Annotated in this window: 25 protein-coding genes; 7 read left to right on the top strand and 18 right to left on the bottom strand. The window is 71.3% G+C overall.

Annotated features, from left to right (window positions below):
* Positions 1-7: 7 nt before the first annotated feature.
* Genes SB754_RS14500 through SB754_RS14490 form a run of 3 tightly spaced genes read right to left on the bottom strand, consistent with a single transcriptional unit; the run spans position 8 to position 3,269 of the window.
* Positions 8-1,081, bottom strand: a complete 1,074-nt coding sequence (locus SB754_RS14500; RefSeq protein ID WP_410783011.1) for a threonine aldolase family protein — start codon at positions 1,079-1,081, stop codon at positions 8-10.
* Positions 1,078-1,812, bottom strand: coding sequence for an SDR family oxidoreductase (locus SB754_RS14495; protein WP_410783329.1), 735 nt, complete (start codon positions 1,810-1,812; stop codon positions 1,078-1,080). The genes SB754_RS14500 and SB754_RS14495 overlap by 4 nt, the downstream gene beginning before the upstream one ends.
* 11 nt (positions 1,813-1,823) lie before the next feature.
* Positions 1,824-3,269, bottom strand: coding sequence for a DUF6421 family protein (locus SB754_RS14490; RefSeq protein WP_410783010.1), 1,446 nt, complete (start codon positions 3,267-3,269; stop codon positions 1,824-1,826).
* 230 nt (positions 3,270-3,499) lie between these two features.
* Between SB754_RS14490 and SB754_RS14485 the strand changes: the two genes are divergently transcribed.
* Together SB754_RS14485 and SB754_RS14480 are read left to right on the top strand one after the other, a co-directional pair.
* Entirely contained in the window at positions 3,500-4,252 is a 753-nt protein-coding gene (locus SB754_RS14485) for a class I SAM-dependent methyltransferase (protein ID WP_410783009.1), read from the top strand.
* A gap of 86 nt (positions 4,253-4,338) precedes the next feature.
* The gene (locus tag SB754_RS14480; protein ID WP_410783008.1) at positions 4,339-5,235 is read left to right on the top strand and encodes an SDR family NAD(P)-dependent oxidoreductase; all 897 of its coding nucleotides are present in this window, start codon (positions 4,339-4,341) and stop codon (positions 5,233-5,235) included.
* A gap of 10 nt (positions 5,236-5,245) precedes the next feature.
* On the opposite strand, the gene SB754_RS14475 is transcribed toward SB754_RS14480, so the two are convergent.
* Positions 5,246-5,491: a hypothetical protein gene (locus SB754_RS14475; protein WP_410783007.1), complete on the bottom strand. Its 246-nt coding sequence runs from the start codon at positions 5,489-5,491 to the stop codon at positions 5,246-5,248.
* A 95-nt stretch (positions 5,492-5,586) separates the two neighbouring features.
* On the opposite strand from SB754_RS14475, the gene SB754_RS14470 reads away from it, so the two are divergent.
* Positions 5,587-6,426 (top strand): SDR family oxidoreductase, encoded by an 840-nt coding sequence (locus SB754_RS14470; protein WP_410783006.1) that lies wholly within the window; start codon positions 5,587-5,589, stop codon positions 6,424-6,426.
* Between the two features lie 71 nt (positions 6,427-6,497).
* Here SB754_RS14470 and SB754_RS14465 read toward each other — a convergent pair whose 3' ends face one another.
* From SB754_RS14465 to SB754_RS14455, 3 genes are all read right to left on the bottom strand, one after another.
* Positions 6,498-6,965 carry an SRPBCC family protein gene (locus tag SB754_RS14465; RefSeq protein ID WP_410783005.1) on the bottom strand — a complete coding sequence of 156 codons (468 nt, stop codon included), beginning with the start codon at positions 6,963-6,965 and terminating at the stop codon, positions 6,498-6,500.
* Between the two features lie 106 nt (positions 6,966-7,071).
* Complete coding sequence (locus tag SB754_RS14460) at positions 7,072-8,259, bottom strand: Vms1/Ankzf1 family peptidyl-tRNA hydrolase (protein WP_410783003.1); 1,188 nt, start codon at positions 8,257-8,259, stop codon at positions 7,072-7,074.
* Complete coding sequence (locus tag SB754_RS14455; protein ID WP_410783002.1) at positions 8,256-8,588, bottom strand: hypothetical protein; 333 nt, start codon at positions 8,586-8,588, stop codon at positions 8,256-8,258. The genes SB754_RS14460 and SB754_RS14455 overlap by 4 nt, the downstream gene beginning before the upstream one ends.
* 160 nt (positions 8,589-8,748) lie before the next feature.
* Between SB754_RS14455 and SB754_RS14450 the strand changes: the two genes are divergently transcribed.
* The gene (locus tag SB754_RS14450; RefSeq protein WP_410783001.1) at positions 8,749-8,943 is read left to right on the top strand and encodes a DUF2795 domain-containing protein; all 195 of its coding nucleotides are present in this window, start codon (positions 8,749-8,751) and stop codon (positions 8,941-8,943) included.
* 8 nt (positions 8,944-8,951) lie between these two features.
* Here SB754_RS14450 and SB754_RS14445 read toward each other — a convergent pair whose 3' ends face one another.
* Positions 8,952-9,800: an exodeoxyribonuclease III gene (locus SB754_RS14445; RefSeq protein WP_410783000.1), complete on the bottom strand. Its 849-nt coding sequence runs from the start codon at positions 9,798-9,800 to the stop codon at positions 8,952-8,954.
* A gap of 51 nt (positions 9,801-9,851) precedes the next feature.
* On the opposite strand from SB754_RS14445, the gene pyrE reads away from it, so the two are divergent.
* Together pyrE and SB754_RS14435 are read left to right on the top strand one after the other, a co-directional pair.
* Entirely contained in the window at positions 9,852-10,400 is a 549-nt protein-coding gene (pyrE, locus tag SB754_RS14440; protein ID WP_410782999.1) for an orotate phosphoribosyltransferase, read from the top strand.
* Positions 10,400-12,565, top strand: a complete 2,166-nt coding sequence (locus SB754_RS14435; RefSeq protein WP_410782998.1) for a hypothetical protein — start codon at positions 10,400-10,402, stop codon at positions 12,563-12,565. The genes pyrE and SB754_RS14435 overlap by 1 nt, the downstream gene beginning before the upstream one ends.
* Before the next feature lie 64 nt (positions 12,566-12,629).
* Here the strand turns inward: SB754_RS14435 and SB754_RS14430 are convergent, their stop codons facing one another.
* Both SB754_RS14430 and SB754_RS14425 read right to left on the bottom strand, forming a co-directional pair.
* Complete coding sequence (locus SB754_RS14430; protein WP_410782997.1) at positions 12,630-13,154, bottom strand: DUF4303 domain-containing protein; 525 nt, start codon at positions 13,152-13,154, stop codon at positions 12,630-12,632.
* 30 nt (positions 13,155-13,184) lie between these two features.
* Positions 13,185-13,982: an HAD-IIA family hydrolase gene (locus tag SB754_RS14425; protein ID WP_410782996.1), complete on the bottom strand. Its 798-nt coding sequence runs from the start codon at positions 13,980-13,982 to the stop codon at positions 13,185-13,187.
* A gap of 64 nt (positions 13,983-14,046) precedes the next feature.
* Here SB754_RS14425 and SB754_RS14420 point away from each other — a divergent pair, with 64 nt between their 5' ends.
* On the top strand, positions 14,047-14,712 hold the full coding sequence (locus SB754_RS14420; RefSeq protein WP_410782995.1) for a TrmH family RNA methyltransferase: 666 nt from the start codon (positions 14,047-14,049) through the stop codon (positions 14,710-14,712).
* A 37-nt stretch (positions 14,713-14,749) separates the two neighbouring features.
* Here the strand turns inward: SB754_RS14420 and SB754_RS14415 are convergent, their stop codons facing one another.
* The 8 genes from SB754_RS14415 to SB754_RS14380 form a co-directional block, all read right to left on the bottom strand.
* Complete coding sequence (locus SB754_RS14415; protein WP_410782994.1) at positions 14,750-15,154, bottom strand: DUF3052 domain-containing protein; 405 nt, start codon at positions 15,152-15,154, stop codon at positions 14,750-14,752.
* Positions 15,151-16,005, bottom strand: coding sequence for a metallophosphoesterase (locus tag SB754_RS14410; protein ID WP_410782993.1), 855 nt, complete (start codon positions 16,003-16,005; stop codon positions 15,151-15,153). The genes SB754_RS14415 and SB754_RS14410 overlap by 4 nt, the downstream gene beginning before the upstream one ends.
* A 97-nt stretch (positions 16,006-16,102) precedes the next feature.
* The gene (locus tag SB754_RS14405) at positions 16,103-16,267 is read right to left on the bottom strand and encodes a hypothetical protein (protein ID WP_410782992.1); all 165 of its coding nucleotides are present in this window, start codon (positions 16,265-16,267) and stop codon (positions 16,103-16,105) included.
* Between the two features lie 77 nt (positions 16,268-16,344).
* Positions 16,345-18,198: a YhgE/Pip family protein gene (locus tag SB754_RS14400; protein WP_410782991.1), complete on the bottom strand. Its 1,854-nt coding sequence runs from the start codon at positions 18,196-18,198 to the stop codon at positions 16,345-16,347.
* On the bottom strand, positions 18,195-18,893 hold the full coding sequence (locus tag SB754_RS14395) for a hypothetical protein (RefSeq protein WP_410782990.1): 699 nt from the start codon (positions 18,891-18,893) through the stop codon (positions 18,195-18,197). The genes SB754_RS14400 and SB754_RS14395 overlap by 4 nt, the downstream gene beginning before the upstream one ends.
* On the bottom strand, positions 18,890-19,570 hold the full coding sequence (locus SB754_RS14390; protein WP_410782989.1) for a TetR/AcrR family transcriptional regulator: 681 nt from the start codon (positions 19,568-19,570) through the stop codon (positions 18,890-18,892). The genes SB754_RS14395 and SB754_RS14390 overlap by 4 nt, the downstream gene beginning before the upstream one ends.
* 54 nt (positions 19,571-19,624) lie before the next feature.
* A complete protein-coding gene (locus tag SB754_RS14385; RefSeq protein WP_410782988.1) occupies positions 19,625-21,538 on the bottom strand; it encodes a hypothetical protein in 1,914 nt (637 codons plus the stop codon).
* Positions 21,535-24,354 carry an MMPL family transporter gene (locus tag SB754_RS14380; RefSeq protein WP_410782987.1) on the bottom strand — a complete coding sequence of 940 codons (2,820 nt, stop codon included), beginning with the start codon at positions 24,352-24,354 and terminating at the stop codon, positions 21,535-21,537. Before SB754_RS14380 ends, SB754_RS14385 begins: the two co-directional genes overlap by 4 nt.
* Positions 24,355-24,356: the final 2 nt, after the last annotated feature.

Raw genomic sequence — 24,356 nt, 5'->3', positions numbered from 1 at the left:
GGGGGCCTCAGACTGCCTTCAGTTCCTCGGTGAGGGCCGCGACGAAGGCGTCGATGTCGTCCTCAGTCGTGTCGAACGCGCACATCCAGCGCACCTCGTTGTTGGCCGCATCCCAGTCGTAGAACCGGAAGTGCTCGCGCAGCCGGTCGGCGACGCCGGTCGGGAGGGTGGCGAACACGCCGTTCGCCTGCGTCTTCTGGCTGAAGCCGACGCCCTGGATGCTGCCGTCGGCGATGCCCGCCTCGAGCGCGGTGCGAAGGCGCGTCGCCATCGCGTTGGCGTGCGATGCGGAGCGCAGGTACAGGTCGTCCGTCAGCAGGGCGATCAGCTGGGCCGAGATGAACCGCATCTTCGAGGCGAGCTGCATGTTGAGCTTGCGCAGGTAGATCAGGCCCTCGGACGCTTGCGGGTTCAGGACGACGACGGCCTCGCCGTAGAGCATGCCGTTCTTGGTGCCGCCGAAGCTGAGCACGTCGACGCCCGCGTCCGTCGTGAAGGCGCGCAGCGGGACGCCGAGCGTCGCCGCCGCGTTGGAGATGCGCGAGCCGTCCATGTGCAGCTTCATTCCGCGGGCGTGGACGTGGTCGGCGATCGCACGGATCTCCTCCACGCTGTAGGCCGTCCCGAGCTCGGTGGTCTGCGTGATCGAGACCACGAGCGGCTGCGCGCGGTGCTCGTCGCCCCAGCCCCAGGCCTCCCGGTCGATGAGCTCGGGGGTCAGCTTGCCGTCCGGCGTCTCGACCTGCAGCAGCTTGATGCCGGCGACCTTCTCGGGTGCGCCGGCCTCGTCGGTGTTGATGTGCGCGGTCTTGGCGCAGACCACCGCGCCCCAGCGGGGAAGCATCGACTGCAGACCGACGACATTGGCGCCGGTCCCGTTGAACACCGGGTAGACCTCGACGCCCTCGCCGAAGTGCTCGGCGAAGACCTCGTGCAGGCGCGCGGTGTAGACGTCTTCGCCGTAGGCGATCTGGTGGCCGTTGTTGGCCGCCGCGATGGCGTCGAGGATCTCGGGATGAACGCCCGCGTAGTTGTCCGAGGCGAAACCGCGCAGGGTGAGGTCGTGGAGTTGAAGCGTCACCCGTCCATCCTCTCAGGCTCGAGGGGGAGGCGTCGGCCGTTGACCGCAGCGGCGTCCGCTTCCCAGAGCGCCACGACCTCGTCGCCGAGTTGCGCCTCCAGACCCTCCAGCGTCTTGACCACGAAGATGGAGGCCGCCGACTGCGGTGCCTGCTTGGTGAAGCCCTGCGCGATGGCACGCACCCACGCGTCGGCCGCCGCCTTGGCGGCCGCGTAGTTCGCGCCGCCCGGATACGGTTTCTCGACGGCCGTCGACGACACGATGGCCAGCCGTCCGGCGGGGGAGGCGACGAGGTCCTCGAAGAAGACGCGCGTGGTGTTCCGCAGCGTACGGAAGGAGCGCTCCAGGAACTCCCAGTCCTCGTCGCTCTGACCAGAGAAGCCGCCGCCGCCGCGCCAGCCGCCGACGAGGTGGATCAGCCCGTCGAGGTGGCCGAACTTCAGGTGGATGCGCATGGCCAGCTCGGCCACCGCATCCCGGTCCGCCAGGTCGCAGACGCGGGTGTCGATGCCCGGGACGGCGGCGGCGAGAGCGTCGAGCGCCTCCTGCCGCGTCCCTATGGCGAGCACACGGGCGCCGGAGGCCGTCAGCGCGCGTGCGACGGCCTCTCCGGAAGCGCTGGTGGCGCCGGCGATCAGGACGAGGCGGCCGGCGACGCCGGACGGCCCGGCCTCCGAGGAGGTCCGGGCCGCCGGGGCCGCCGCGACGTTCGCCGCGGGGGCGTTCGCCATGGGGTCGTCCGTCATGCCGCGTCGGTCGTGCCGGTGATGCCGGCGGTGGACTCGATGACGCTCGCCATCTTCTTGTTCAGGGCCTCGTAGAACATCGAGAGCGGGAACTCGTCGTCCAGCACCTGATCGGTGTAGCCCTTCGGCGGCCCTGCGAGCACCTCGTCCGAGAGCCCGCGTGCCCAGTTGGAGGCCGGGTTCGGGGTGAGCGTCTCGGTCAGCATCTCGTACGCCGCCAGCCAGTGCGCCACCTTCGGCCGGTCGATCGAACGCCAGTAGAGGTCGTTGATCCGGTCGCTGAGGGCGACGACCACGTCGGGCATCTCCTCCCAGTCGATGGTGAGCCGGGTGTCCGTCCAGTGCAGCACGTTGTGCTGGTGCATCCAGGCGAACAGCAGCTGGCCGCCGAGCCCGTCGTAGTTGCGGACGCGGCTGCCGGTGATCGCGAACCGGAAGATCCGGTCGAAGATCACCGCGTACTGCACAAGGTGGGCGTGGTCGCGGATCGACCGCTGCGCCTCCGACAGCTCAGACTCGGGCAGCGCACTCAGCTCGCGCTCCAGCTTGACCGACTCGCGGAATGCGGTCAGGTCGCACCGCAACTCCTCCAGCGAGTAGAGGAAGAACGGCATCCGCTGCTTGATCATGAACGGGTCGAACGGCAGATCGCCGCGCATGTGGCTGCGGTCGTGGATGATGTCCCACATCACGAAGGTCTCCTCCGTGAGGTGCTGGTCGTCCAGCATCGCGGCGGCGTCCGGCGGCAGCTCCAGCTTCGTGATCTCCGACGCGGCGCGGACGACGCGGCGATAGCGGGCCGCCTCGCGATCCTGGAAGATCGCCCCCCAGGTGAACGAGGGGATCTCGCGCATGGCCACCGTCTCGGGGAACAGCACCGCCGAGTTGGTGTCGTAGCCGGGCGTGAAGTCGACGAAGCGCAGGGCGACGAACAGCTTGTTCCCGTAGTCGCCGGCCTCCAGCTCCGCGATGAAGTCCGGCCAGATCACCTCGACCAGCAGGGCCTCGACCAGGCGGTTGGGGCTGCCGTTCTGCGTGTACATCGGGAACACGACCAGGTGGCCGAGGCCGTCGACACGGTGCTGCTGCGGCTGGAACTCGTTGAGCGCGTCGAGGAAGTCGGGCACGCCGAACCCCTCGTCGGCCCAGCGGGCGAAGTCGCGCTGCAGTGCAGCGAGGTAGGACGCGTCGTGCGGGAACGCCGGTGCGAGTGCGGCGATCGAGTCGACGATGGTGCGGACGTGCTCTGCGGCGGCCGGGTGGTCGGACTCCTGCTCGACCGAGCCGTCCTTGACCTGCAGCGCCTGGAGGGCGATGGCCGCCTCCTTGAGGCGCAGCCAGGCGGGATCCGTGGCGACCTCGCGGACCGGGCGGCCGTCCTCGACGACCTCGGGCTCCCCGACAATTGCGTCTGTGGTGAAGTGCTGGACGAATTGAGACATGACGAACCTCCCGTCATCGGTCGGCCGCTCGCACGCGGCGGTGAATGGATGTGACGAGCCTATCCGGGGATCGCAAGCGTTTTGTTGCCCATTCCGGCGGAAAAGTGCGCCGATTTCCCGCAGCACGCACGAATCCCTCTTGGCCGAGGTGCACCTTGTTGCGGGCGACACGCCGTGCGAGCGCAACGACGTGCACTTCGGCGAAGGGGCGGGCCGCGTAGCGTGGCGGGATGCAGGGATTCGACGAGTTGGTGGCGCTGGGCGACGGGGCGGACGTCTCGGGCTGGGACTTCTCGTGGCTGGAGGGACGGGCGACCGAGGAGCGGCCTCCCTGGCGGTACTCGCGAAAACTCGCCGAGCGGCTCGCCGTGGCGCAGGCGTCGCTCGATGTGCAGACCGGGGGCGGCGAGGTGCTCGCCCAGGCCGAGACCTTCCCGCGCACCGCGGCGGCGACCGAATCCTGGCCTCCGAACGTCGAGAAGGCCACGCAGCTGCTCCATCCCCGCGGGGTCGTGGTCGTGGCCGATCCTGACGAGCCGCCGTTGCCGTTCGCCGACGCGGCGTTCGACCTGGTGACGAGCCGGCATCCGGCGACCATCTGGTGGGACGAGCTCTTCCGGGTACTCGCTCCCGGCGGGACGTACTTCGCCCAGCACGTCGGGCCGGCGAGCGCCTTCGAACTGATCGAGTTCTTCCTCGGGCCGCTGCCCGAAGCGCGGCGCGGGCGGCACCACGACGATGAGGTGGCTGCTGCCCAGCGGGCAGGCTTCGAGCTGGTCGACCTCAGGACGGCGCGCACCCGCATCGAGATCTTCGACATCGCCGCCGTGGTGTACCTGCTGCGCAAGGTGATCTGGTGGGTGCCCGGGTTCACGGTGGACGCCTACCGCGACCGGCTGCGCGACCTGGATGCGGTCATCCGACGCGACGGCGTCTTCGTGGCGCACTCCAGCCGCCATCTGATCGAACTGCGCAGACCCTGAGCGGCAGAGACCCTGAGCGGCAGAGACCCTGAGCGGCAGAGACCCTGAGCGGCAGCCGCTTGGCCGCCGCCTGCGATGATGGGGGCATGGCGAGAACGGTCCGCGGTGCACGGGTGCTGATCACGGGTGCGGCCTCGGGGATGGGCCGGCTCTATGCGGAGCGCGCCGTCCTGGAGGGCGCGCGCGCCGTCGTGCTGTGGGATCGGGACGAGCCGGCGCTGCTGGAACTGACCCACCGGCTTCGGCGCGAGGTGCTCGCCGGGCGCACGTCGGCCGCCTGGGGCGCACCCGCTGGGTCACCGAGCTCCGCGGCCGGCCGTCCGGCGACCAGTGTGCTGCCGTTCGTCGTCGACCTGACCGAGCTCGGCGCCATCGCCCAGACCGCGCAGGCGGTGCGCAAGGAGATCGGCGGTGTCGACGTGCTGATCAACAACGCCGGGATCGTCCGCGGCAAGTACTTCTGGGAGCACGACAACGGCGACGACACCCGGCCGACCATGCAGGTCAATGCTCTCGCGCCGATGTACGTGACGCGGGAGTTCCTGCCCGGCATGCAGCAGAGCGCCCGGGAGGCGCGCATCGTCAACATCGCGTCCGCCGCCGGCACGATCTCCAACCCCCGCATGAGCGTCTACGCGGCGAGCAAGTGGGCCGTCATCGGCTGGAGCGACAGCCTCCGCCTCGAGCTCGCTCAGGAGGGCTACGGGCACGTCAAGGTGACCACGGTCGCGCCGAGCTACATCGACACCGGGATGTTCGAGGGCGCTCGCGGTCCGCTCCTCACGCCGGTGATGTCGCCGGAGTACGTGGTCGACCGTGTCTGGCGTGCGATGCTCGCGGGCCGGCCGATGCTGATGCTGCCGTGGACGGTCGGGCTGGCCAAGACGCTGCGCGGCATCCTGCCGACCCGGGTATGGGATGTCGTGGCGGGCCGGGTCTTCGGCGTCTACGACTCCATGGAGGAGTTCACCGGGCGGCAATAGCCGCGGGCCGCTAGACCGGGCCGGGGCCCGGGTCGCCGCGCTCGACGATGGTGGCGGGGTCGAGGTCGTCCTCGGGCGGCACCGGGACGTCGCCCACGTCGTCGGGGCCGCCGGTGCCGGGCGGCACCGAACGGCCGGTCGACTCGTCCTGCTTGACCTCGGTCTCCCGCTCGCTCGACGGGCTGTAGGAACGGTCCTTGGCCGTCTGATCGGCGTCGCTCTGGTGTTCGTCGGGGGCGTCCGGTGTCGCGTTCATTGGAGGGACGGTACGCGCAGATCGGGGACCGCCCAAGCCCCTGACCGCGTGCGGCCGCGGGTGTTGCGTGGAGGCACAACGAATGGAGGTCACGGATGTCTTTCCCTGAGCAACAGCAGCAGCCGCCCGGCGACACCGAGTCGATGGAGCCGCGGCCCGACCACGGCGAGGAGAGCTACCGCGGAAGCGGCAAACTGACCGGCAAGGTGGCGCTGATCACCGGTGCGGACAGCGGCATCGGCAAGGCCGTCGCCATCGCGTACGCCCGGGAGGGCGCCGACGTCGCCATCGCCTACCTGAACGAGGACCAGGACGCCGAGGACACGGCGAAGTGGGTCCGCGAAGCGGGGAGGAAAGCGATCCTCCTGCCCGGCGACGTCTCCGACCCGCAGCACTGCCGCGACCTCGTCACGCGCACCGTCGAGGAACTCGGCGGCATCGACGTGCTGGTCAACAACGCGGCGTACCAGATGACCCGGGAGTCCCTCGAAGAGATCCCGGACGAGGAGTGGGACCACACCATCGCCACCAACCTCTCGGCTCTCTTCCACCTGTCCAAGGCCGCTGTCCCGCACATGAAGCCGGGCGCCAGCATCATCGGCACCTCGTCGGTGAACTCGGACATGCCGTCGCCCACGCTCCTCCCCTATGCGGCCACGAAGGCCGCGATCGCCAACGTGACGGCGTCGCTCGCGCAGCTGCTCGGCGAGAAGGGCATCCGCGCGAACAGCGTCGCGCCCGGTCCGATCTGGACGCCGCTCATCCCGTCGACCATGCCGGAGGAGAAGGTCAGCCAGTTCGGGAGCGACACCCCGCTCGGGCGCGCCGGTCAGCCGGCCGAGCTGGCGCCGCTGTACGTGCTGCTCGCCTCGGACGACGGCTCGTACATCTCGGGAGCGCGGATCGCCATCACGGGCGGTCGACCGGTCCTGTAGGACCCGCGCACACGACGGCGGCGCCGATGGAGATCCACCGGCGCCGCCGTTCGTTCCTGCGTCTCGAGCGGTCAGACCGTGTCGCCGCGGTCCACCTCGCCGCGCCAGGCGCCGGTCTCGCCACCCTGCGACTCGATGAACTTCTTGAAGTTCTCGAGGTCCTTCTTCACCGCGTGGTCGTCGAGGCCGAGAGCCGAGCCGACCTTCTCGACGGCGTCGGACGGCGCCCACTCGAGCTGGACGGTGACCTTGGTCTCGGCGTCCGAAAGACGGTGGAACGTGACGACCCCGGCGTGCTCGGTGTCGCCGGCCACGGACTTCCACGCCACGCGCTCGTCCGGGAGCTGCTCGGAGATGACGGTGTCGAACTGGCGCTCCACGCCGCCGATCTTCACGCGCCAGTGGTTGGTGGTGTCGTCGACCTGGGTGATCTCCTCCACCTCGTCCAGGAAGTGCGGGAAGGACTCGAACTGGGTCCACTGGTTGTACGCCGTGGTCACGGGGACGTTCACGTCGATGCTCTGGGTCACTGCAGCCATATCGGCTCCTCTCGTCTCTTCTTCTCTGTCGCCCGCGACGGTAGGCCGGGCGATGGATGCGTCATAGGGCCTGGAATTCCCAGGAGGATCGTGCGACGGAACCGCTTCACTCCGACTGCGGCGGCCCTACCGGCCAGCGCAGCAGAGCGGCGGCCGGGGCGTCGTTCGGCAGCTCTCCCGGGGAGACCACGATCACGCGGGCGTCGGTGAGCACGGCCGCTCGCGCGATCGCGACCGAAGCGGGGATGATGCCGAGCTCGCCCGCGCCGTAGTCCTGTTCGGGGGCGGAGGCGATCCACGGTTGCGCGTCGAGCGCGATCGCGCGGCGGTCGGCCTCATGCGTGCGTTCGGCCTCCCGGGGCACGGTCACCACCACGGTGTCCGCCTGGCTCTGCTCCAGGGCGTCCACCACCTCGCCGATGCCGAGCGCCTCGCTGCGGCCCTCACCCTCCGAGCGGGTGAAGATGCGCTCGAGCGCCGCCGTCTCGTCTTCTGCAGCCACCCGGGCCACAGCCTCCTCGAAGCGGCGGAACAGCTCCTCCTGCTCGTCGCCGGCGGAGGCCTCCAACTGCTCGGTGAAGAGCACATCCGTGGCGGACTGGGGCAGCTCCTGGGTGAGGAGCTCGACGGCGCGCAGGTCGCCGGCCACCATGATCAGCCGCGGGCGGTAGCGGTCGGCGAGCTCTCCGATCCGCTCCGCGACCGCTCGCTCGTTGTTCCGCCAGGTGTCCTCGACGTAGTGCTGGTAGCGCAGCTGGGCCCAGCCTCCCGACGGGACCTTGTGCACGATGCCGTGCGACGTCCCGTCGACACGTTCCGGCTCGTCCGTCTGCTGCGCCTCCTCGCCGAGGGCCGCGGCCTCCGGGTCGTGCTCCAGGTCGGGGCGTCGGTGCCAGATCGTCGCGCCGTCGCGGGACGCCTCCACCAGCAGGGCGTGGAAGCCGAAGGCATCCCGCGCGAGCAGCGGCAGCGGATCGATGACCGGCCCGTGCCAGGCCCAGCCGTCGCGCGGGATGGCGCCCAGCACCACCTCGTCGACCTCCACCTGCCCGCTGCGCACCGCGATGAAACGCGCGCAGGGGCTGGGCGTCCGGTAGTCGGTCATCAGCGCGCCCTCGACGGCGTCGATGTCGGCCCGCGGGGCTCCCTGCTGCTCCAGCGACTGGAGGAGGGAGCGGTGGCGGAGGTCCACCGTGCGCTTCGGGTCGTTCATGTCGCGCGAGATGTCGGCGAGGACGGTGGTCCACGGGCCGGGCTCCGCGAGGAAACCGGCCAGGATGTCGCGGGCGCTCATCGCTCGCCTCCCGCCGTCGGGTCTCCGCCCTCCCCGGCGCCTCCGTCCTCCGCCGGGGTCTCCGCCGAGTAGGCGAGCGTGTCCGGGCCAGTCGCACCCGGTTCGCCCGGGTACTCGGATGCGGTCACGTCGTCGGACGCCGGAGCCTCGTCGCCGTCGACCCCGGAGGCAGTGACCACCTCGGCGTCGTCGGTGTCGTCGGGCATCGGCTCCGTCTGGCGCCACTCCTCGACGTGGCTGGGCCCGTGGCCCTGCACGAACGGCTGCGCCTCGTGCTTGAGCTCCTCGTCCTGGATGGGTCCGTGCTTGGTGTTGCCGCGCTCGGCCATGTCCATTCTCCTTCCGTGTCGTCGGCCTGGTCCGGCCGGGGACGCCACAGAACGAACCACCGTGACAGAACCCCCGCAACCTCTTGCAGGGTCGCGAGATCGGGGTAGGCGTGGACGTGAACACGTGGACGTGAACATCCAGAAGAGAAGGAGAACGGACATGGCCGACCGACCTATCCAGATCGACGTGCAGAAGTACCTGAGCGGTGTCGACTACCCCGCGAGCAAGGCCGATCTCGTCGGAACCGCCCAAGGCCAGGGCGCACCGAAGGAGGTCATCGACGCCCTCGAGGGGCTCCCGGACCGCGACTTCGAGAGCCCGGTGCAGGTCACGGAGGGCATCAGCGACAGCTGACGGGGACGTCAGCCGAAGATCATCGGGCGGTCGTCGTCATCGTCGAGCGCTGCCGGCGACTCCAGCTCGACGAGCACCGGCACGTGGTCGCTTGGGGCGGTGCCCTTGCGCTCGTTGCGGTGGATGCTCGCGCCCACCACGCGATCGGCGAACGCCCGCGAGCCGAGGATGAAGTCGATCCGCAGCCCCTCGTTGCGCGGGAAGCGGAGCTGCTTGTAGTCCCAGTAGGTGAACCCGTCGGGGACGATCGGCCGCACGACGTCGGTGAGGCCGGCCTTCTCGAACGCGGCGAACGCGGTGCGCTCTGGCGGGGAGATGTGCGTCGAGAGCCCCGGGACGAGGGCCGGGTCGCCGACGTCGGAGTCGAGGGGAGCGACGTTCCAGTCGCCCATGAGGGCGAGCGCGAGGTCCGGCTGTTCCGTCAGCCAGCGCTGCGTGTCGGCGGCCAGAGCGGCCAGCCAGTCCAGTTTGTAGACGTAGTGCGGATCGGACAGCGATCGACCGTTCGGCACGTACAGGCTCCAGAGCCGCAGCCCGTCGACCGTTGCCCCGATCGCGCGAGCCTCCTTCGGGAGGTCGGGACCGTCGTGATCTTTGAGGAAGCCCGGCATGTCCGGGAAGCCGATCGTCACATCCTCGATGGGAAGGCGGCTGGCGATCGCGACGCCGTTCCACTGGTTGAGCCCGTGGAGGACGACCTCGTACCCGGCGGCTTCGAACTCCGCGTACGGGAACTGCTCGGGCTTGCACTTGATCTCCTGCATCGCTAGCACGTCCACGTCTTCGCGGACCATCCAGTCGACGACCCGGACCACTCGGGTGCGGATCGAGTTCACATTCCAGGTGGCGACGCGCATGCCCTCGATCGTATCGGCCGCCGCCGCCGCCGCCCCTCTAGAATCGGGGATGTGACCGACGCACGACAGCAGCTCATCGACTACATCGCCGCCGAGGCGGTCTTCCACGGCGACTTCACCCTCACCAGCGGCAAGAAGGCGAGCTACTACGTCGACCTCCGCAAGGTCAGCCTCGACCACCGTGTCGCGCCGTTGATCGGGCAGGTCATGATCGACCTCATCCGCGACGTCCCCGATGTGGTGGCGGTCGGCGGCATGACGATGGGCGCCGACCCGGTGGCGGCGGCCATCCTGCACCAGGGTGCGGCGCGAGGACTCTCGTACGACGCGTTCGTCGTCCGCAAGGAGCCGAAGGACCACGGCCGCGGCAAGCAGGTCGAGGGCCCCGACCTCCAGGGCAAGCGCGTGATCGTGCTCGAAGACACCTCCACGACCGGAGGCTCGCCCCTGAAAGCCATCGAGGCGCTGAAGAAGGTCGGCGCCGAGATCGCCGCGGTCGCCGTCGTCGTCGACCGCGACACCGGCGCGCGCGAAGTCATCGAGGGCGCGGGCTACCCGTACTTCGCCGCCATCGGCCTGAAGGATCTGGGGCTGGCCTAGTGTCCGACGAGCGCGGCGGCGCGGGGGAGGAGGGGCGCCGGGCGAGGCGCGAAGAGCCCACCGAGCCCGAATTCGGCAGCTCGGACTGGCTGCTCGAGCAGCTCACCGGAGGGCGGCACATCGACCGGCCCGCTGTGGAGGAGGCCGCGCCTGTGGAGGCGGCTGCGCCCGTGGAGGAGGCTGCGCCTGTGGAGGCGCCCGCCGAACCGGCCGCAGCTGTGGAGGAACCTGCCCTAACGCAGCAGCCCGCGCCCGAGGCCTCACCCGCTGGGGCGGTGCCTGCGGCGGAGTTCGACGAGCTGCTGGGCGTGCACGAGGAAGCGCCCGTGGAGGAGGAGCAGCCGTCCGAGTTCCCGGTCGCGTTCTCTTGGAACCTGACCCCGGGCGCGGGGTCGGACCCCCTGGTCGTTCAAGAGCCGGAGCCGGAGTCGGAGCCGCAGCCGCAGCGGGCGTCGGTGGAGGCGGAGGCCGATGATCGGGCAGCGGAGCGTGCCGTTGAGCCGGTCGCTGAGCCGGTCGCTGAGCCGGTCGCTGAGCCGGTCGCTGAGCCGGTGATCGAGGCTCCGGAGCCTCCCGTCGCCCCCTCGCCCGTTCCCGTCGTCGCCGACCCGCCTGCCGCCGAGCCCGCGCTGGCCGCCGGGTCCTGGGTGATCCCGAATCCCGAGCCTCCGAAGCCGGTCGAACCCGAGCCGGCGCGCACGATTTTCGACCCTCCAGCCGCTGAGCCTGCCGACGATCCATCCGACGGCCACGGCCTTGCCGCCCTGCTCGGCTTCGGGGAGCAGGATTCCGAGGAGCCCTCCGGTCGCTCGATCATCGGCGACACGACAAGCGTCATCCCCATCGACCCGGCCCTCCTCACCCGCCCGCCTGTGTCGACGCCGCCGACTGCGCCCGCGCCCGTCCTCCCGTCGGAACCGGCGATCCCGGCCGCAGAGGCGGAGGTCGCCCTCGGCGGCATCCCCTCCCCGGCGACCAGCCCGATCGACGCGGCCAGCATCGCTGCTGCCTCCGAGCCGACGCCTGAGGCGGAGGTCAAGCCTGAGCCCGCGGTCGAGCCGGAATGGGAATCGGAACGGGAACCGGAGCCGTCGCCCGAGCCGGACACAGACGGCCTCGCCGCCCTGTTCGGAGGTGTGGCTGTCGAACCGGAGCCCGCGGCCGAGGTCGAAGGGCCACAGCTGCCCGCTTCCACCCCGTTCGCCGCCCCGCCGGAAGACGCCGCCGACCAAGACACCGCCGACGCCGAAGACGCCGTCGCCGAAGACACCGCCGACGCCGAAGACACCGTCGACGCCGAGGGCATCGACGACCACTACACGGCATGGTCACCGCCGCGCTTCACGCCGTTGGCGACCCCTCCCGCGTCACCGGGCGTCCCCGCGGCCCCTGTCGCGGCGGCAACGCTTCCGTTCACCACCATGCCGCTCGCCGACTCCGCCGCGCCGGCGGCCGCACCGGCCGCGTCGGTAGCGGACCCGTCAGCACCGTCCGCCCCAGCCGGCCCCACCCCGCCGTCCGGTCCCACCACCCCCGGCGGCGCCGGCCTCTGGGGATCGCGCAACAACCGCATCCTGCTCCTCGGGGTGAGCGGCCTTGCCGTCGTGCTCGTCCTGGTCGGCCTCTTCGCGCTCGGCACGCGCATCCCGTCCCTCTTCAGCGGATCCGGTCCCGCCCCGCAGGCGACGACCTCCAGCACGCCGAGCGCCAGCGCGCCCAAGGCGTCCGCGACACCGGCGCCGGTGCCGACGGTCACGCCGAAACCGGCCGCCGCCGTCGGGCCTGGAGCGCATCCGTGGGATTCCCTGGGCGGCGGCGAATGCATCCAGCCATTCACGTCCGTCTGGGCCGAGACCTTCACGGTCGTCGATTGCACGGCGCCGCACACCGCGCAGCTGCTGTACACGAACGTGCTGTCTGCGGACCCCGCGGCGCCATACCCGGGTGTGGATGCACTGGCACAGCAGATCCCCGGCCTCTGCACCGCCTCCGGCATCGTCGACCTCGGTGCCGCCGGAGCGTACCCGGACCTCCAGGTCGTCGGCTCGTACCCCGCCACCGAGCAGCAGTGGAAGCAGGGCCAGCGCTCCTACTACTGCTTCGCGAACCGCTCCTCCGGCCAGCCCCTGACATCCTCCGTCGCCGGCCCGGGCCCCGCCGCCTGACCCGCCCCCTCCGTCCCGCCATCGCTTCCTCGCTTGACCCGGCGACACGCCGAGCTCGGGCCGATTAAGCGAGGAAGCGATGGAGGGCGGAGGCCGGGTTCAGGCGACGGGCGGATTCCCGAGCGTGGAGGGGGTGGGCGTGCGCGGGCATCGTGACGGCGAGGACGACGGCATCACGCTCGCGGCCGGTGCCGAAGAAGCCGTCGGCGTCCAGGTCGGCGAGCGCGCCCTCCATCGCCGCGAGGAGCGCCGCGTTGACCGCGACCGCGCGGTCGTACGGAGAGCCCCACGTCTCGAACAGCGGGTCGAGCCGGGCGAAGTGCTCATCGCCGAACAGGTCGTACGGCGACGCGTTCACGTCCCAGCGGAGATCGCGCTCGCTCAGATCACTGCCACCGGCTCGGACGGCATCGACCGCGTCCCGCAGGCCCTCGACCGAGGAGGCGGTGGGCGCCGGCCGGTGCGCGACCGGGCTCGTCCACAGCCCGAAGGCGTAGAAGTGCTCGTCCGGACGCTCCGCGCGCAGCTCGGTCCATGCAGCGCGGGCAGCGTCGGCGATGGCGGACCGGATGCGCGCGAAGTCGTCCATCGTCCATCCCCCCGGCCCGTGCTGCGGGCGTCAGAGCTCGGTCTCGACCGGCTCCCGGGTGACCAGCTCGTCGACGCCGCTCAGGATCTCGTCGGGCCGGAACGGGTACCGCTCGATCTCGGCGGGGTCGCTGATGCCGGTGAGGACCAGGATGGTGTGCAGCCCGGCCTCGATGCCCGCGACGACGTCGGTGTCCATCCGGTCGCCGATCATGGCGGTGTTCTCGGAATGCGCGCCGATCCGGTTCATCGCGGACCGGAACATCATCGGGTTCGGCTTGCCGACCACGTACGGGTCGCGGCCGGTGGCCTTGGTGATCATCGCGGTGACGGCTCCGGTCGCGGGCAGCGGCCCTTCGGCACTCGGTCCGGTCGCGTCCGGGTTGGTGGAGATGAACCGCGCGCCCTTGCCGATGAGGCGGATGGCCTTGGTGATCGCGTCGAAGGAGTAGCTGCGGGTCTCGCCGACGACCACGTAGTCGGGGTTGGTGTCCGTCATGATGAAGCCGGCTTCGTGCAGGGCCGTCGTCAGTCCGGCCTCACCGATCACGTAGGCGCTGCCGCCCGGCATCTGCGACTTGAGGAAGTCGGCGGTGGCGAGCGCGGAGGTCCAGATGGACTCCTCCGGCACGTCGAGCCCGGACGTCCGCAGCCGTGCAGCCAGGTCGCGCGGAGTGAAGATGGAGTTGTTCGTCAGCACCAGGAACGGCGTGCCCTGGTCGCGCCACTGCTGGATGAGGTCCGACGCGCCGGGCAGCGCCTGGTTCTCGTGGACGAGCACGCCGTCCATGTCGGTGAGCCAGCACTCGATCTCGTCGCGACGCGTCACGCGGACTCCTTCCACCGGGATTCGATGCGTCCAGCTTAGGGGCCGGGCAGCGGCAGCGGTGAGGATGCGCGGCACCGGTGGATACGCTGGTCTGGTGGACGATACGCCCAACCCGACGCACGAGCTGACGACGAACGGCGTCGGGCCGTGGCCCGGCGAGTGGCCCGACGATCCCCGGTACGACCACGAACTGCTCCGTCACGGCGACACCCGCAACGTCATCGACCGCTACCGCTACTGGAGCATGGAGGCGATCGTCGCCGACCTGGACGAGCGCCGCCACCCGTTCCACGTCGCCATCGAGAACTGGCAGCACGACATGAACATCGGCTCGATCGTGCGCAGTGCGAACGCGTTCGCAGCCGACACTGTGCACATCATCGGCCGCCGCCGGTGGAACAAGCGCGGCGCCATGGTGACGGACCGCTACCAGCACGTCGTGCACCACGGCGACGTCGAGGCGTTCGTCGCCTGGGCGCGGAGCGCAGGACTGCCGGTGATCGCGATCGACAACGTGCCGGGGTCCGTCGGGATCGAGACGTTCTCCCTCCCGCGCGAATGCGTTCTGCTGTTCGGTCAGGAGGGCCCGGGCCTGTCGGCGGCGGCGCTGGAGGCTGCGGATGCGGTCGTCGAGATCGCTCAGTTCGGCTCCACCCGGTCCATCAACGCGTCCGCTGCCGCCGCGATCGCGATGCACACCTGGGTGACGCAGCACGTGAACTTCGCCTGACGCCGACCGCCCCTACCGCCCCTACCGCCGGGTCTCCTCAACGATCGGCGAGTCGCCAGACGATCTTGAGCGCCGACCAGTCGCTGTCCAGGGCGGCGACCTTCACATCGACGAGGCCGCGTTCGAGCGCGGCATCCCGGACGACGGTGTCGGACAGGTCGCTGACGTGCCCGCCGGCCTTGCGAGGCCACGCGGCCCACAGCATCCCAGCAGGCCGGATCCGCTCGCCGAGGGCGTCGAGCTCGGCCAGGTACTCCGCCGCAGACCGGAAGAACGCGACGATGACGTCAGCGGGTCCGTCGTCGATCCAGTCCACCGATGCCGCATCGTCGAGGGGGATGCGCCACCCGGGATCGGCGTGGAGCACCGAGACGCGCGCACCGGGTTTCAGGCCGAGCTTCTTCCAGAGCGGAGTGCCGGAGTAGCCGGCGTCGGCGGTCATCCCCGCCACCCCGCGTCGCCGGCGATCCGCTGGATGGCGGCCGGGTCGAGGTCGTAGACGGTCTCGCCGTCGTCGCGCGCGGGCGCGGTCAGCAGGTGGGCCCGGACCGGGCCCCCGGCGGGCAGCTGCACCCAGCCGAATCCGGCACCGCGGACCGCCCGCTCGTGCGGGGCGGGCCACAGCACGTCGGTCGTGTTGGCGACGGCCGGTGCGACGACCACGGGGATGCGACGCCCCTCCGTTCCCGAAGCGACCGCGTCGGTCACCAGCCCGTGGTGGTAGTGCCCGGCCAGGATGAGCCGCACGTCGCCGTCGGCGCACACGTCGATGAGCGGCTGCGGGTCGACGAACCGCAGCGGCTCGAAGAGCACCGTCGTCGGCGGCACGGGTGGATGGTGCAGCACGACGACCGTGCCGTGCTCGGCCGGGGCGGCCAGCACCTCCCGAAGCCGGTCCAGCTGCTCGGCGTCGATCCTCCCGTACCCGGCCAGGGGCACGGACGTGTCGACGGTGACGATGCGGAACCCGCGCACGTCGGTCACGGTCTCCCGGGCACCGAGGACCTCCTCGAACCCGTCGCGGAGGTCGTGGTTTCCCATCGCGTAGACGATCGCTGCGCCGCGCTCTGCGGCCCACGGCTCCAGCGTCGACTGCAGTCGGCGATAGGAGGCCGCGGTCCCGTCATCCGACAGGTCGCCGGACGCGACCACCACATCCAACTCGCGCAGCGTCGCCGCCCGGGCGAGCACGCGGTCGAGGCCGGCGAGCGTGTCGACGATTCCGTAGTGCAGGCGTCCGTCGCCGAACAGGTGCGTGTCCGAGAGGTGGAGAATCCGCAGCGTATCCGTCACGCCGCCACCCTAGCGCCGCCCACCCACATCCCAGCGAGACGTGAGTCCCTGCCGGAATTCCCGTCGAGTGGTGACCAGATGTCGCCACTCGACGGGATTACTCCGTGTCGAGCGCCGAGATGATCGCGTCGACCGCGGTCATCAGGTTGTGCAGCGCCTGCCGTTCGATCGAGTCCTCCGGCAGCTTCTGGATGTCGTAGCTCGCGGCGTTCGCCGCCTGGCGCGCCTGCGCGAGCGCCGCCTGGACTTCGAGATCGGCCATGTCGTCCTCCTGGGATCGGGGCTGGTGGGCGCCACCCTAACCCCGGCCGCCGGGCGCCCACCAGGGGGAGGTTCCGGCTAGCCGATCAGCGACGGACGGAGGTCGCGCAGGGTGCGGAAGTGCGTCATCCTGGTCACTCCGATCGCCGAGACGAGCAGGGCGATGAGCATCCACAGCGCGAGCACGCCGGCATCCGCCCAGGCCGTGGCCGGGTTGCCGCCGTACATGAGTTGACGGATCCCATCCACGGCGTACGACATCGGCAGCGCATGGTGCAGGGCGGCGAGCGGCCCGGGCAGCGTCTGCCAGGGGAACGTGCCGCCTGCGGTGACGAGCTGCAGCACCATGAGCACGAGCCCGAGGAACTGCCCGACGCTGCCGAGCCACACGTTGAGCGCCAGGATGATCGCGGCGAACGTCACGGAGGCCAGCGCCATCAGCCCGTACATGCCGACCGGGTCGTCGATCCGGAAGCCGAGCGCCCCGGCCACGATCGCGAACAGCCCGATCATCTGGACCGCACCGAGCAGGCCGGGCGTGAGCCATCCCGCGAGCGTGATCTTGATCGGCGAGTGGAGGGCCGTGATCGCCCGGCGCGACACCGGCTTCACGATGAGGAACAGGGCGTAGATGCCGATCCACCCCGCGAGCGCGACGAAGAACGGGGCGAGACCCGCGCCGTAGGTGCCGGCGGAGGTGATGGAGTCGTTCTTCAGGTTCACCGGGTCGGCGATGGTGGAGGCCTGCTTCTTCTGCAGCGACGGGGAGTTGTCCGGGATGCGGTCGACGCCGGAGGTGAGCCCGTCCCGCAGCTGAGTCGTGCCGTCGTGGAGCGTGGTCAGGCCGTCCCGGAGTTGGGCGGATCCGCTCGCCGCAGTCGCGGCGCCGGACGCGAGCTGCGATGCGCCGGAGGCCGCCTGCTGCGAACCGGACGCGACCTGGGACGCTCCGCCCGCAACCTGATCCGCGCCGGCGGACAGCTGGTCGATCTGGCCGACCGCGCTCTGGATCTGCTGGTTGCCGCTCTGGACCTTGGTGTCGAGGTCGCCGAGGACGACCCGCACCTGGGCGAGCTGCTCCTCCGTCGCTCCGGCCGCCGTCAGCCGGTCGATCAAGTCCTGCTGGGCGGCGGGAGCCTCCGCGGCGATCTGCGTGGCCGCAGCCCCGGCCTCGTTCGCCTTCGACGCCAGTTCGCGGTTCCCGGCCGCGACCTGCGCTGCGCCGTCGCTCACCTGCTGGGCGCCGGAGGCCAGCTGCCCGAGCTTGCTCGAGAGCTCCTGCGAACCGGAGGCCAGTTGCGCCGTTCCGTCCGCGAGCTGCGCGGCTCCCGACTGGGCCGTCGCGCTGCCGTCCACGAGCTGGTTGGCGCCGTCCACGGCCGTCACCAGGTTGGAGCGGATGTCGGCGAGCCCGACGAGGAACTGCTTCGCCGCCTGCTCGTTGACCTGCTTCACGATCGACGTGCGGATCTTCTCGGCCGCCTGCGTGCCGATCGTCGAGGCGAGGTAGCTGTTGGTGTCGTTCGTGGTCAGGGTGACGACCGCGCGGTGCGGGCTCGCCCCGGAGGCCGAGGCCAGCGCCGACGAGAAGTCCTTCGGGAAGGTGATGCTGAAGTCGTACTTGGAGTCGTCGACGCCGCTCGCGGCGGATCCCTGCGCCACCCGGTGCCACTGGAACGACCCGTCCTGGATCAGCTGGTCGGCGACGTCGGAGCCGTAGTTCACGGTCGAGCCGTCGACCGTGGTGCCGGCGTCCTCCACGACGATGGCGGCAGGGATGCGGTCCAGGTTCGCGTACGGGTTCTGGTTGGCCCACAGGTACAGACCGCCGTAGAGCACCGGCACGCACATCAGCGCGATGAGCGCCACGATGGACATGGGGCTGGCGGTCAGGCGGCGGAACTCCGCCGCGATCATCTGCGGGATCTTCATGCGCCCTCCTTGGTGGGCTCTGTCACGATCAGGTCCGGGAGATCGTCGGTGTCATCCCGGCCCGGGTCTTCGTCGAAAGTCTGTTGGTCGGTCTCGTCCATGCGGGAGACCAGGGAGGCCGCGGCGATGGCCGCGGCGGAGGCGTCGCCTGCGACGACGAGAACGGCGATGCCGCGCCCCGCCAGCTCGCGTGCGAACGTCCACCACTCGACCGGGTCGCCGCCGTGCCGGTCGGGGGAGACGAGCACGAGCGCCTCCACGCCTTTCCGGAGCAGGGCGAGCTCGGCGAGCAGGCGGATGCGCACGATCGGGGGCACCGTTCCGATGGTCTGCCGCGCGTGGTCGGAGGCGCCCAGGTCGCGCAGGCAGCGGCGCACCGCGATCGGATGGGAGGCCCGCCCGGCGAACATCAGTTCCTCGGCGACGATGCCGGAGACCGTCACATCGGCGGCCGGTTCGGAGACGTCGGGGGCGTCGATCAGGGCGATCCTGCGGCGCATCGCGCCGAAGTCGGTGGCGCCGTCGATGGTGACGGCGCCGGAGTCGGGCCGCATGCGACCGGACGCGATCAGGCCGAGCACCGTCGGGCGCTGCTCGGTCTCGGCGCGCGCCAGGGACGCCCGTCCCGTCTCGAAGGCGGCGGAGGTCGCGGGCAGGGCGGCGCCCTTCGCGACGTCGTCGAGGACGACCTTCATCGGTGCGCTCCTTCCGTGGATGTCGTCGCGGGCGCGCTCGCCGCCTGAACTGCCTCGAACGCCAGCTCGGGGGTGGAGGCGATCAGCGCCCCGGCCTCCGCCCAGCCCATGCCGGCCGCGCTGAGGCCGGCGAGCATGACCAGCCGGTGGCCGTCCTCCGGTGTCAGGCGGCTGCGGGTCGCCTCGTCGAGCACCGACACGGCGGCGTTCTCGATGAGCCGGGTGACCGTCTCCCGGTCGAGGTCGGTACGGATCCGGCCCGATTCCATCCCGCGGCGCACGGTCTCGCGCAGCCGCTCGCGCGCTGGGTCGAGCGCTGTTCCGACCATCGCGCGGTGCGGACCCCGCACGGCGAGTGCCGCGCTCACCCGCACGTGCTCGACCTCTGCCCACAGCGTCGCGCCGAACAGAGCGATCTCGACCAGCGGGTCGGGATGCGCCACGGGGTCGAGCAGAGCGGCGAGCCGGCGGGCGCCGCGGGTGAAGACCTCGACGAGCAGCTCGTCGCGGGTGGCGAAGTGGCCGTAGACCGCGCGCCGACTGAGGCCGGCGCGGGCGGCGATGCTTTCGAGGGACGCGTCGATGTCCTCGTTCAGGGCGACGGCGGCCGCGGCGAGGATGGCCTCGCGGTTGGCGGTCGCGTCGCGTCGCGGTGCGCGGGTGGAGGGGGTGGGCATGCCTCCAGTGTACGCCCTTCTTGCACACCGCTGTGCAAGTTAGCCGACATCCTCTCAGGCGGTGACGGTCCGGCGGGGCACTGTGTCGCTCAACGGGACGTTGCGCCGCGCCGCGACGCCCGCGAAGGTCAGGGCGAGCGCACCGACCGTCCAGACCAGGAGGAGGCCGACCGCCCCCCAGACGCCGGATGCGTCCCCGACCGCAAAACTCCGCAACAGCTGCAGGGCAGGCGCAGTCGGAAGCACGGCGGCGAGACCCGTCATCGGCACAGGAACGGTCGACGACAGCCCGGCGATCAGAGCGATGAGCCCGACACCGAGCGCGATCAGGCGTCCCACCCCGCCGAACGCCGCGGCCAGCGCCTGATTGAGCAGCCCGAACACCGCGCCGACGAACGCGGCCGCCAGCGCGAAGCCGAACCACGCCCCCGGCCGCAGACCGAGCCCGAACTGGGCGGCACCGGCGACGACGACTCCTTGTCCCGCGCCGATGAGCGCCACGATCCCCGCCGAGCGGAGGGCGATCACAGCGGACGGCACGGTCGTCATCAGCAGACGCGACGGAACCGCCCGGCGCGCCAGCGCGGTCACCAGGCCGCCCAGCCACAGGGCCAGCACCGCGAACAGCGGCACCGTCGCGACCCCGGCGGGCGGAGGCTTCTGCTGGGTCAGCACGGGTTGCGCCGCGACCGCTGAGAGGGTCGTGATGTCGCTGTCCGTGTACGTCGGGATGGACTGCGTCGCCTGCTGCAGGCCGGACGACAGCTGGGCCGCTCCGGAGGCCGTCTGCGCGGCGCCCGAGGCGGCGGACGCGGCGCCGCTGCTCACCTGGGCCGCCCCGTCCGCGCTCTGGGCCGCTCCGGCCGCGACCTGGTCGGCGCCGGATGCTGAAGCGTCGATCCCGTCGACGATCTGCGGCGCCGCGGCGGCCAGGGCGGCGTTGCCCGCCGAGACCTGGTCGGCCCCGGCGGCAAGCGCCGAGATCCCGCTGTTCGCACTCTGCAGCCGGCTCAGCGCAGCGCCGGCCCGGGCGCAGAGTGCGGCAGGCCCGGTCGCGCAGAGCTCCGTCACCACGGCGCTGAAGCCGGCTGTGGCGTCTGACACCCCGCCGGCCACCTGGTCCGCTCCGCCGGCGACGGCCGCCGACCCCGCCGCGAGGTCGGCCGTCTGCCCCGGGAGCGACTGCGTGCTCGCGCTCAGTGTGCCGAGCCCTGACGAGAGGGACTGCGCGCCCGCGTCGAGCGACTGCGTCCCGCTGGCGAGGGAGGCCGCGCCCGTCGCCAGCGACTGCGTCCCGGTCGCGAGCGTGGCGGCCCCGGAGGACAGGCTCTCGGCTCCGCTCGCCGCCTGCCCGATCTGCTGGTCGATGGTGTTGAAGCCGGCGTAGACGTTCTGCAGGTACTGCACGGTCAACTGCCGGTCCAGGGAGGCGGTGGCCGCCTGGGTGACCGCCGCCGTCAGTGCGGGGTCGACCAGGGCCGCCGCCGGGCTGGTCCGGACGGTGACCGTGGCGTGCTTCGCGCTCGCCGCCGGGCCTCCGATCGACGTCGCGTCGGCCGAGAACGAGGCGGGGATGGTGAGGACCGCCGCGTAGGTCCCGCTGGCGAGCCCGGACGTCGCATCGTCGTCGTTGGTGAGCACCCAGGTGAAGTTGGACGCGTCGTCGCTCGGCGGAGCCTCGTCCGGGCTGGAGGTCGACGCCCCGACGGCATCCGCGGGAGAGGCCGCACCTCCCGAGATCAGGGCACCGGCGAACTGGCGGCCGAGGGGGACGGTCTTGCCGTTCGTGGTGACCGGGCGGTCGTCGTTCACCACCGCCGCCGTGACACGGTCCAGGTGCTGACCGGGCGCCAGGAGTCCCCAGCTGAGCAGGGCGACGACGACCAGGGGCACCAGCGCCAGGCCTGCGAGGGTCAGCATCCGGGTCTTCTCGCTCCCTGCGCGGGCGTCGAAAGGGCTGTGCGTCATGGGATGCGCTCCCGTCGGTTCATCTCGTCACCCGGTTGCGGGTCGGAGCGTTGCAGGTCGGAGGGTTGCGGGTCTGGGGCTTGCGGGTCATCGGATTGCCGGTCATCGGATCGCGGGTCGGGGGAGAGCAGGTCGGCGACCGCCGACTCGCGGGCCGCGCCGAGGATCACGGCGACGCCGTCGACGAGTGCTCCCTGCACGATTGCGGCGACGCGGGTGCGATCGTCGCCGGTCACGGTCTCCCCACCGTCGACGACGATCACGGCCGGATGGCCGCCCAACGCCGCGCGGACCGCCTCGACCGCGTCGGTCTGCCGGTCCAGGCGTGCGACCCCGACGCGGCCGCGCACCGCGGAGCGCCGCGCCGGGAGCAGGAGGCCGGCCACCTTGAGCAGCCCGGCCTCCAGAGGAACACGGCCGGCGATGGCCAGCAGCAGTGCCGTGTGCGCGCGGTCGGAGACGATATATGCCGTACCGGGCATGACCAGAGCGTTGAAGGGATCGGACCCGCCCGCGCGCACTCCTTCGGCCGCGACGGCGTACGGCTCGCCGGGCACCGGCCAGTCGGCCGCCTCGATCTCGGAGCGGAGCCCCTCGCCCTCGATATCGAAGTGCGGGAGGGCGCGGTCCAGCCAGCGCGGCATCCACCAGGCCGCCGAACCGAACAGGGTCAGCACCGCCGGGATGAGCGTCATCCGCACTAGGAACGCGTCGATCGCGACCCCCACCGCGAGGCCGAGGGCGATCGGCTGGATGGAGGCGTCGCCCTCCGGGATGAAGGCCGCGAACACGGCGAACATGATGATGGCGGCGGCCGTGACGACGCGAGCCGAGCCGACGAAACCGTTGTGGATGGCATCCCGCGGGCTGTCGCCCTGCACGTAGTGCTCGCGCATCCTGCTGGCCAGGAACACCTCGTAGTCCATGGCGAGGCCGAACAGCACGCCCATCAGGATGATCGGCATGAAGCTGATGATCGAGCCCAGGTGGGCGACATGAAGCGGGCCGGACAGAAACCCGCTCATGAAGACCAGGCTGGTGATCCCGAACGCCGCGCCGATGCTGAGCAGGTAGCCGAGCGCAGCGGTGACCGGCACCACGATGGACCGGAACACCATCGCTAGCAGTACGAGCGACAGGCCGACCACGAGCAGCGCGAACGGCAGGAGCGCGCCGCCGAGCCGCGCCGAGATGTCGATACCGGCGGCGGTGTAGCCGGTCACCGAGAGGTCGATGCCGTATTCCTTCTCGAAGTGGCCGTGCAGTGCGCGCAGATCGGCGACGAGTTGTTGCGTGCGCTCCGAGTCCGGGGCGGCGTCCGGGACGACTTGGACGATCCCGGTGTCGCCGGTCGGGTTCGGAGTCGCGAGGGGCACTGCCGCCACGCCGGGGACCGACTTCAGTTCGGCGGCGACGTCGTTCATCAGGCCGACCGGGTCGTTGCTGCCGATGACCGAGCCGGTCAGGACGAGAGGGCCGTTGTAGCCGGGGCCGAAGTGCTCCGCGACCAGGTCGTAGGTGATCCGGGCGGGCTCCTCCGTGCCCAGGGATCCGGCATCCGGCAGGGAGAGCCGGAGCGACATGGCGGGGAGGGCGAGCGCGCCGAGGCCCGCGACCACCAGCACCACGGTGAGGAGGGGGATGCGCGTGACGAGGCGCACCCACCCGCGGGCGATGGACGGCCCGCTACCCGGTGGCCGCTTCGCGCGCGGCCGCTTCGGGCGAGCCTCCGCGGACCGGCGACGGTGCGTCTTCGGCTTCGCTGCCGCAGCCGCCGCTCCCGGGCGGAACCGCTTCGCCACGATCCGGGCGCCCGCGAAGCCCAGCATCGCGGGCGTCAGCGTCAGCCCGACCAGCACCGCGACGGCTACGGCCAGCGCGGCAGCCACTCCCATGGTCGTCAGGAACGGAATGCCGGCCACCGCCAGCCCCAGCAGTGCGATGATCACGGTGACCGCTGCGAACACGACGGCGGAACCCGCGGTCGCAACGGCGCGTGCGGCGGACTCGGGCGGGTCCATCCCGGTCTTCACCTGCTCCTGATGCCGGGAGATGATGAACAGGCTGTAGTCGATCCCGACGGCCAGCCCCAGCATCAGCGCGAGCAGCGGCGTGGTCGAGGCCACGGTTATCCACTGCGTGGAGATGAAGATCGCCGAGAGCGACAGGGCCGCCCCGAGGATCGCCGCGATCAGGGGCATCCCCGCGGCCACGAACGATGCGAACGTCAGGACCAGCACGACGAAGGCGACGGCGAGGCCGAGCAGTTCCGTCACGCTGATACCGGCCACGGACGAGGAGAACACCTGGCCGCCGACCGCGACCTGCGACCCAGGGGGGAGCGCCTTCTCGAGCGTCCTGCCGGCCTCCTGGAGCGCGTCGCTCGTGCTCGGCAGCACCGCCGTCGTCGCCACCGAGAGTTGGATGGGCACGAGAGCCGCCGAACCGTCCGAGCTGACGTTGCCGGTCGACGGCCCCGAGTACGGCGAGGAGGCCGAGGTGACCTGCGGGATCGCCGCGATCTCGGTGACGGTGTGCTCGACGGACGACTGGAAGGCGGGGTCCCGGACGTCTCCGCCTTTCGGAGCGACGGCGATCAGCTGAGCGGAGGCGCCGCTCACCTGCGGGAACGTGCGGGCCAGCGCATCGAGGGCGTTCTGCGACTCCGTGCCGGGGATCGTGAACGTGTTGTCGGTCCCGGTGCTCAGCAGCCCGGCCCCGACGAAGAGGAGGGCGAGCAGGACCAGCCATCCCGCCACCACGGCCCGGCGCGCGCGGTACGCGAACCGGCCCAGGCGGTACAGCAGGGACGACATCG

Origin of the sequence: Leifsonia sp. SIMBA_070, from assembly GCF_046534635.1 — a bacterium.
GTDB lineage: Bacteria > Actinomycetota > Actinomycetes > Actinomycetales > Microbacteriaceae > Leifsonia.
This window is presented reverse-complemented; position numbering and strand designations above follow the sequence as displayed.

Bases quoted from the DNA above. Each gene is read 5' to 3' on its own strand.
- SB754_RS14450 (WP_410783001.1), top strand. From the start codon at position 8,749: ATGGCCGACCGACCTATCCAGATCGACGTGCAGAAGTACCTGAGCGGT.
- SB754_RS14455 (WP_410783002.1), bottom strand. From the start codon at position 8,588: ATGGCCGAGCGCGGCAACACCAAGCACGGACCCATCCAGGACGAGGAG.
- SB754_RS14385 (WP_410782988.1), bottom strand. From the start codon at position 21,538: ATGACGCACAGCCCTTTCGACGCCCGCGCAGGGAGCGAGAAGACCCGG.
- SB754_RS14430 (WP_410782997.1), bottom strand. From the start codon at position 13,154: ATGGACGACTTCGCGCGCATCCGGTCCGCCATCGCCGACGCTGCCCGC.
- SB754_RS14480 (WP_410783008.1), top strand. From the start codon at position 4,339: ATGGCGAGAACGGTCCGCGGTGCACGGGTGCTGATCACGGGTGCGGCC.
- SB754_RS14445 (WP_410783000.1), bottom strand. From the start codon at position 9,800: ATGCGCGTCGCCACCTGGAATGTGAACTCGATCCGCACCCGAGTGGTC.
- SB754_RS14475 (WP_410783007.1), bottom strand. From the start codon at position 5,491: ATGAACGCGACACCGGACGCCCCCGACGAACACCAGAGCGACGCCGAT.
- SB754_RS14465 (WP_410783005.1), bottom strand. From the start codon at position 6,965: ATGGCTGCAGTGACCCAGAGCATCGACGTGAACGTCCCCGTGACCACG.
- SB754_RS14400 (WP_410782991.1), bottom strand. From the start codon at position 18,198: ATGAAGATCCCGCAGATGATCGCGGCGGAGTTCCGCCGCCTGACCGCC.
- SB754_RS14390 (WP_410782989.1), bottom strand. From the start codon at position 19,570: ATGCCCACCCCCTCCACCCGCGCACCGCGACGCGACGCGACCGCCAAC.
- SB754_RS14470 (WP_410783006.1), top strand. From the start codon at position 5,587: ATGTCTTTCCCTGAGCAACAGCAGCAGCCGCCCGGCGACACCGAGTCG.
- SB754_RS14495 (WP_410783329.1), bottom strand. From the start codon at position 1,812: ATGGCGAACGCCCCCGCGGCGAACGTCGCGGCGGCCCCGGCGGCCCGG.
- SB754_RS14380 (WP_410782987.1), bottom strand. From the start codon at position 24,354: ATGTCGTCCCTGCTGTACCGCCTGGGCCGGTTCGCGTACCGCGCGCGC.
- SB754_RS14415 (WP_410782994.1), bottom strand. From the start codon at position 15,154: ATGACCGCCGACGCCGGCTACTCCGGCACTCCGCTCTGGAAGAAGCTC.
- SB754_RS14485 (WP_410783009.1), top strand. From the start codon at position 3,500: ATGCAGGGATTCGACGAGTTGGTGGCGCTGGGCGACGGGGCGGACGTC.
- SB754_RS14490 (WP_410783010.1), bottom strand. From the start codon at position 3,269: ATGTCTCAATTCGTCCAGCACTTCACCACAGACGCAATTGTCGGGGAG.
- SB754_RS14460 (WP_410783003.1), bottom strand. From the start codon at position 8,259: ATGAGCGCCCGCGACATCCTGGCCGGTTTCCTCGCGGAGCCCGGCCCG.
- SB754_RS14395 (WP_410782990.1), bottom strand. From the start codon at position 18,893: ATGAAGGTCGTCCTCGACGACGTCGCGAAGGGCGCCGCCCTGCCCGCG.
- SB754_RS14405 (WP_410782992.1), bottom strand. From the start codon at position 16,267: ATGGCCGATCTCGAAGTCCAGGCGGCGCTCGCGCAGGCGCGCCAGGCG.
- SB754_RS14420 (WP_410782995.1), top strand. From the start codon at position 14,047: ATGCGCGGCACCGGTGGATACGCTGGTCTGGTGGACGATACGCCCAAC.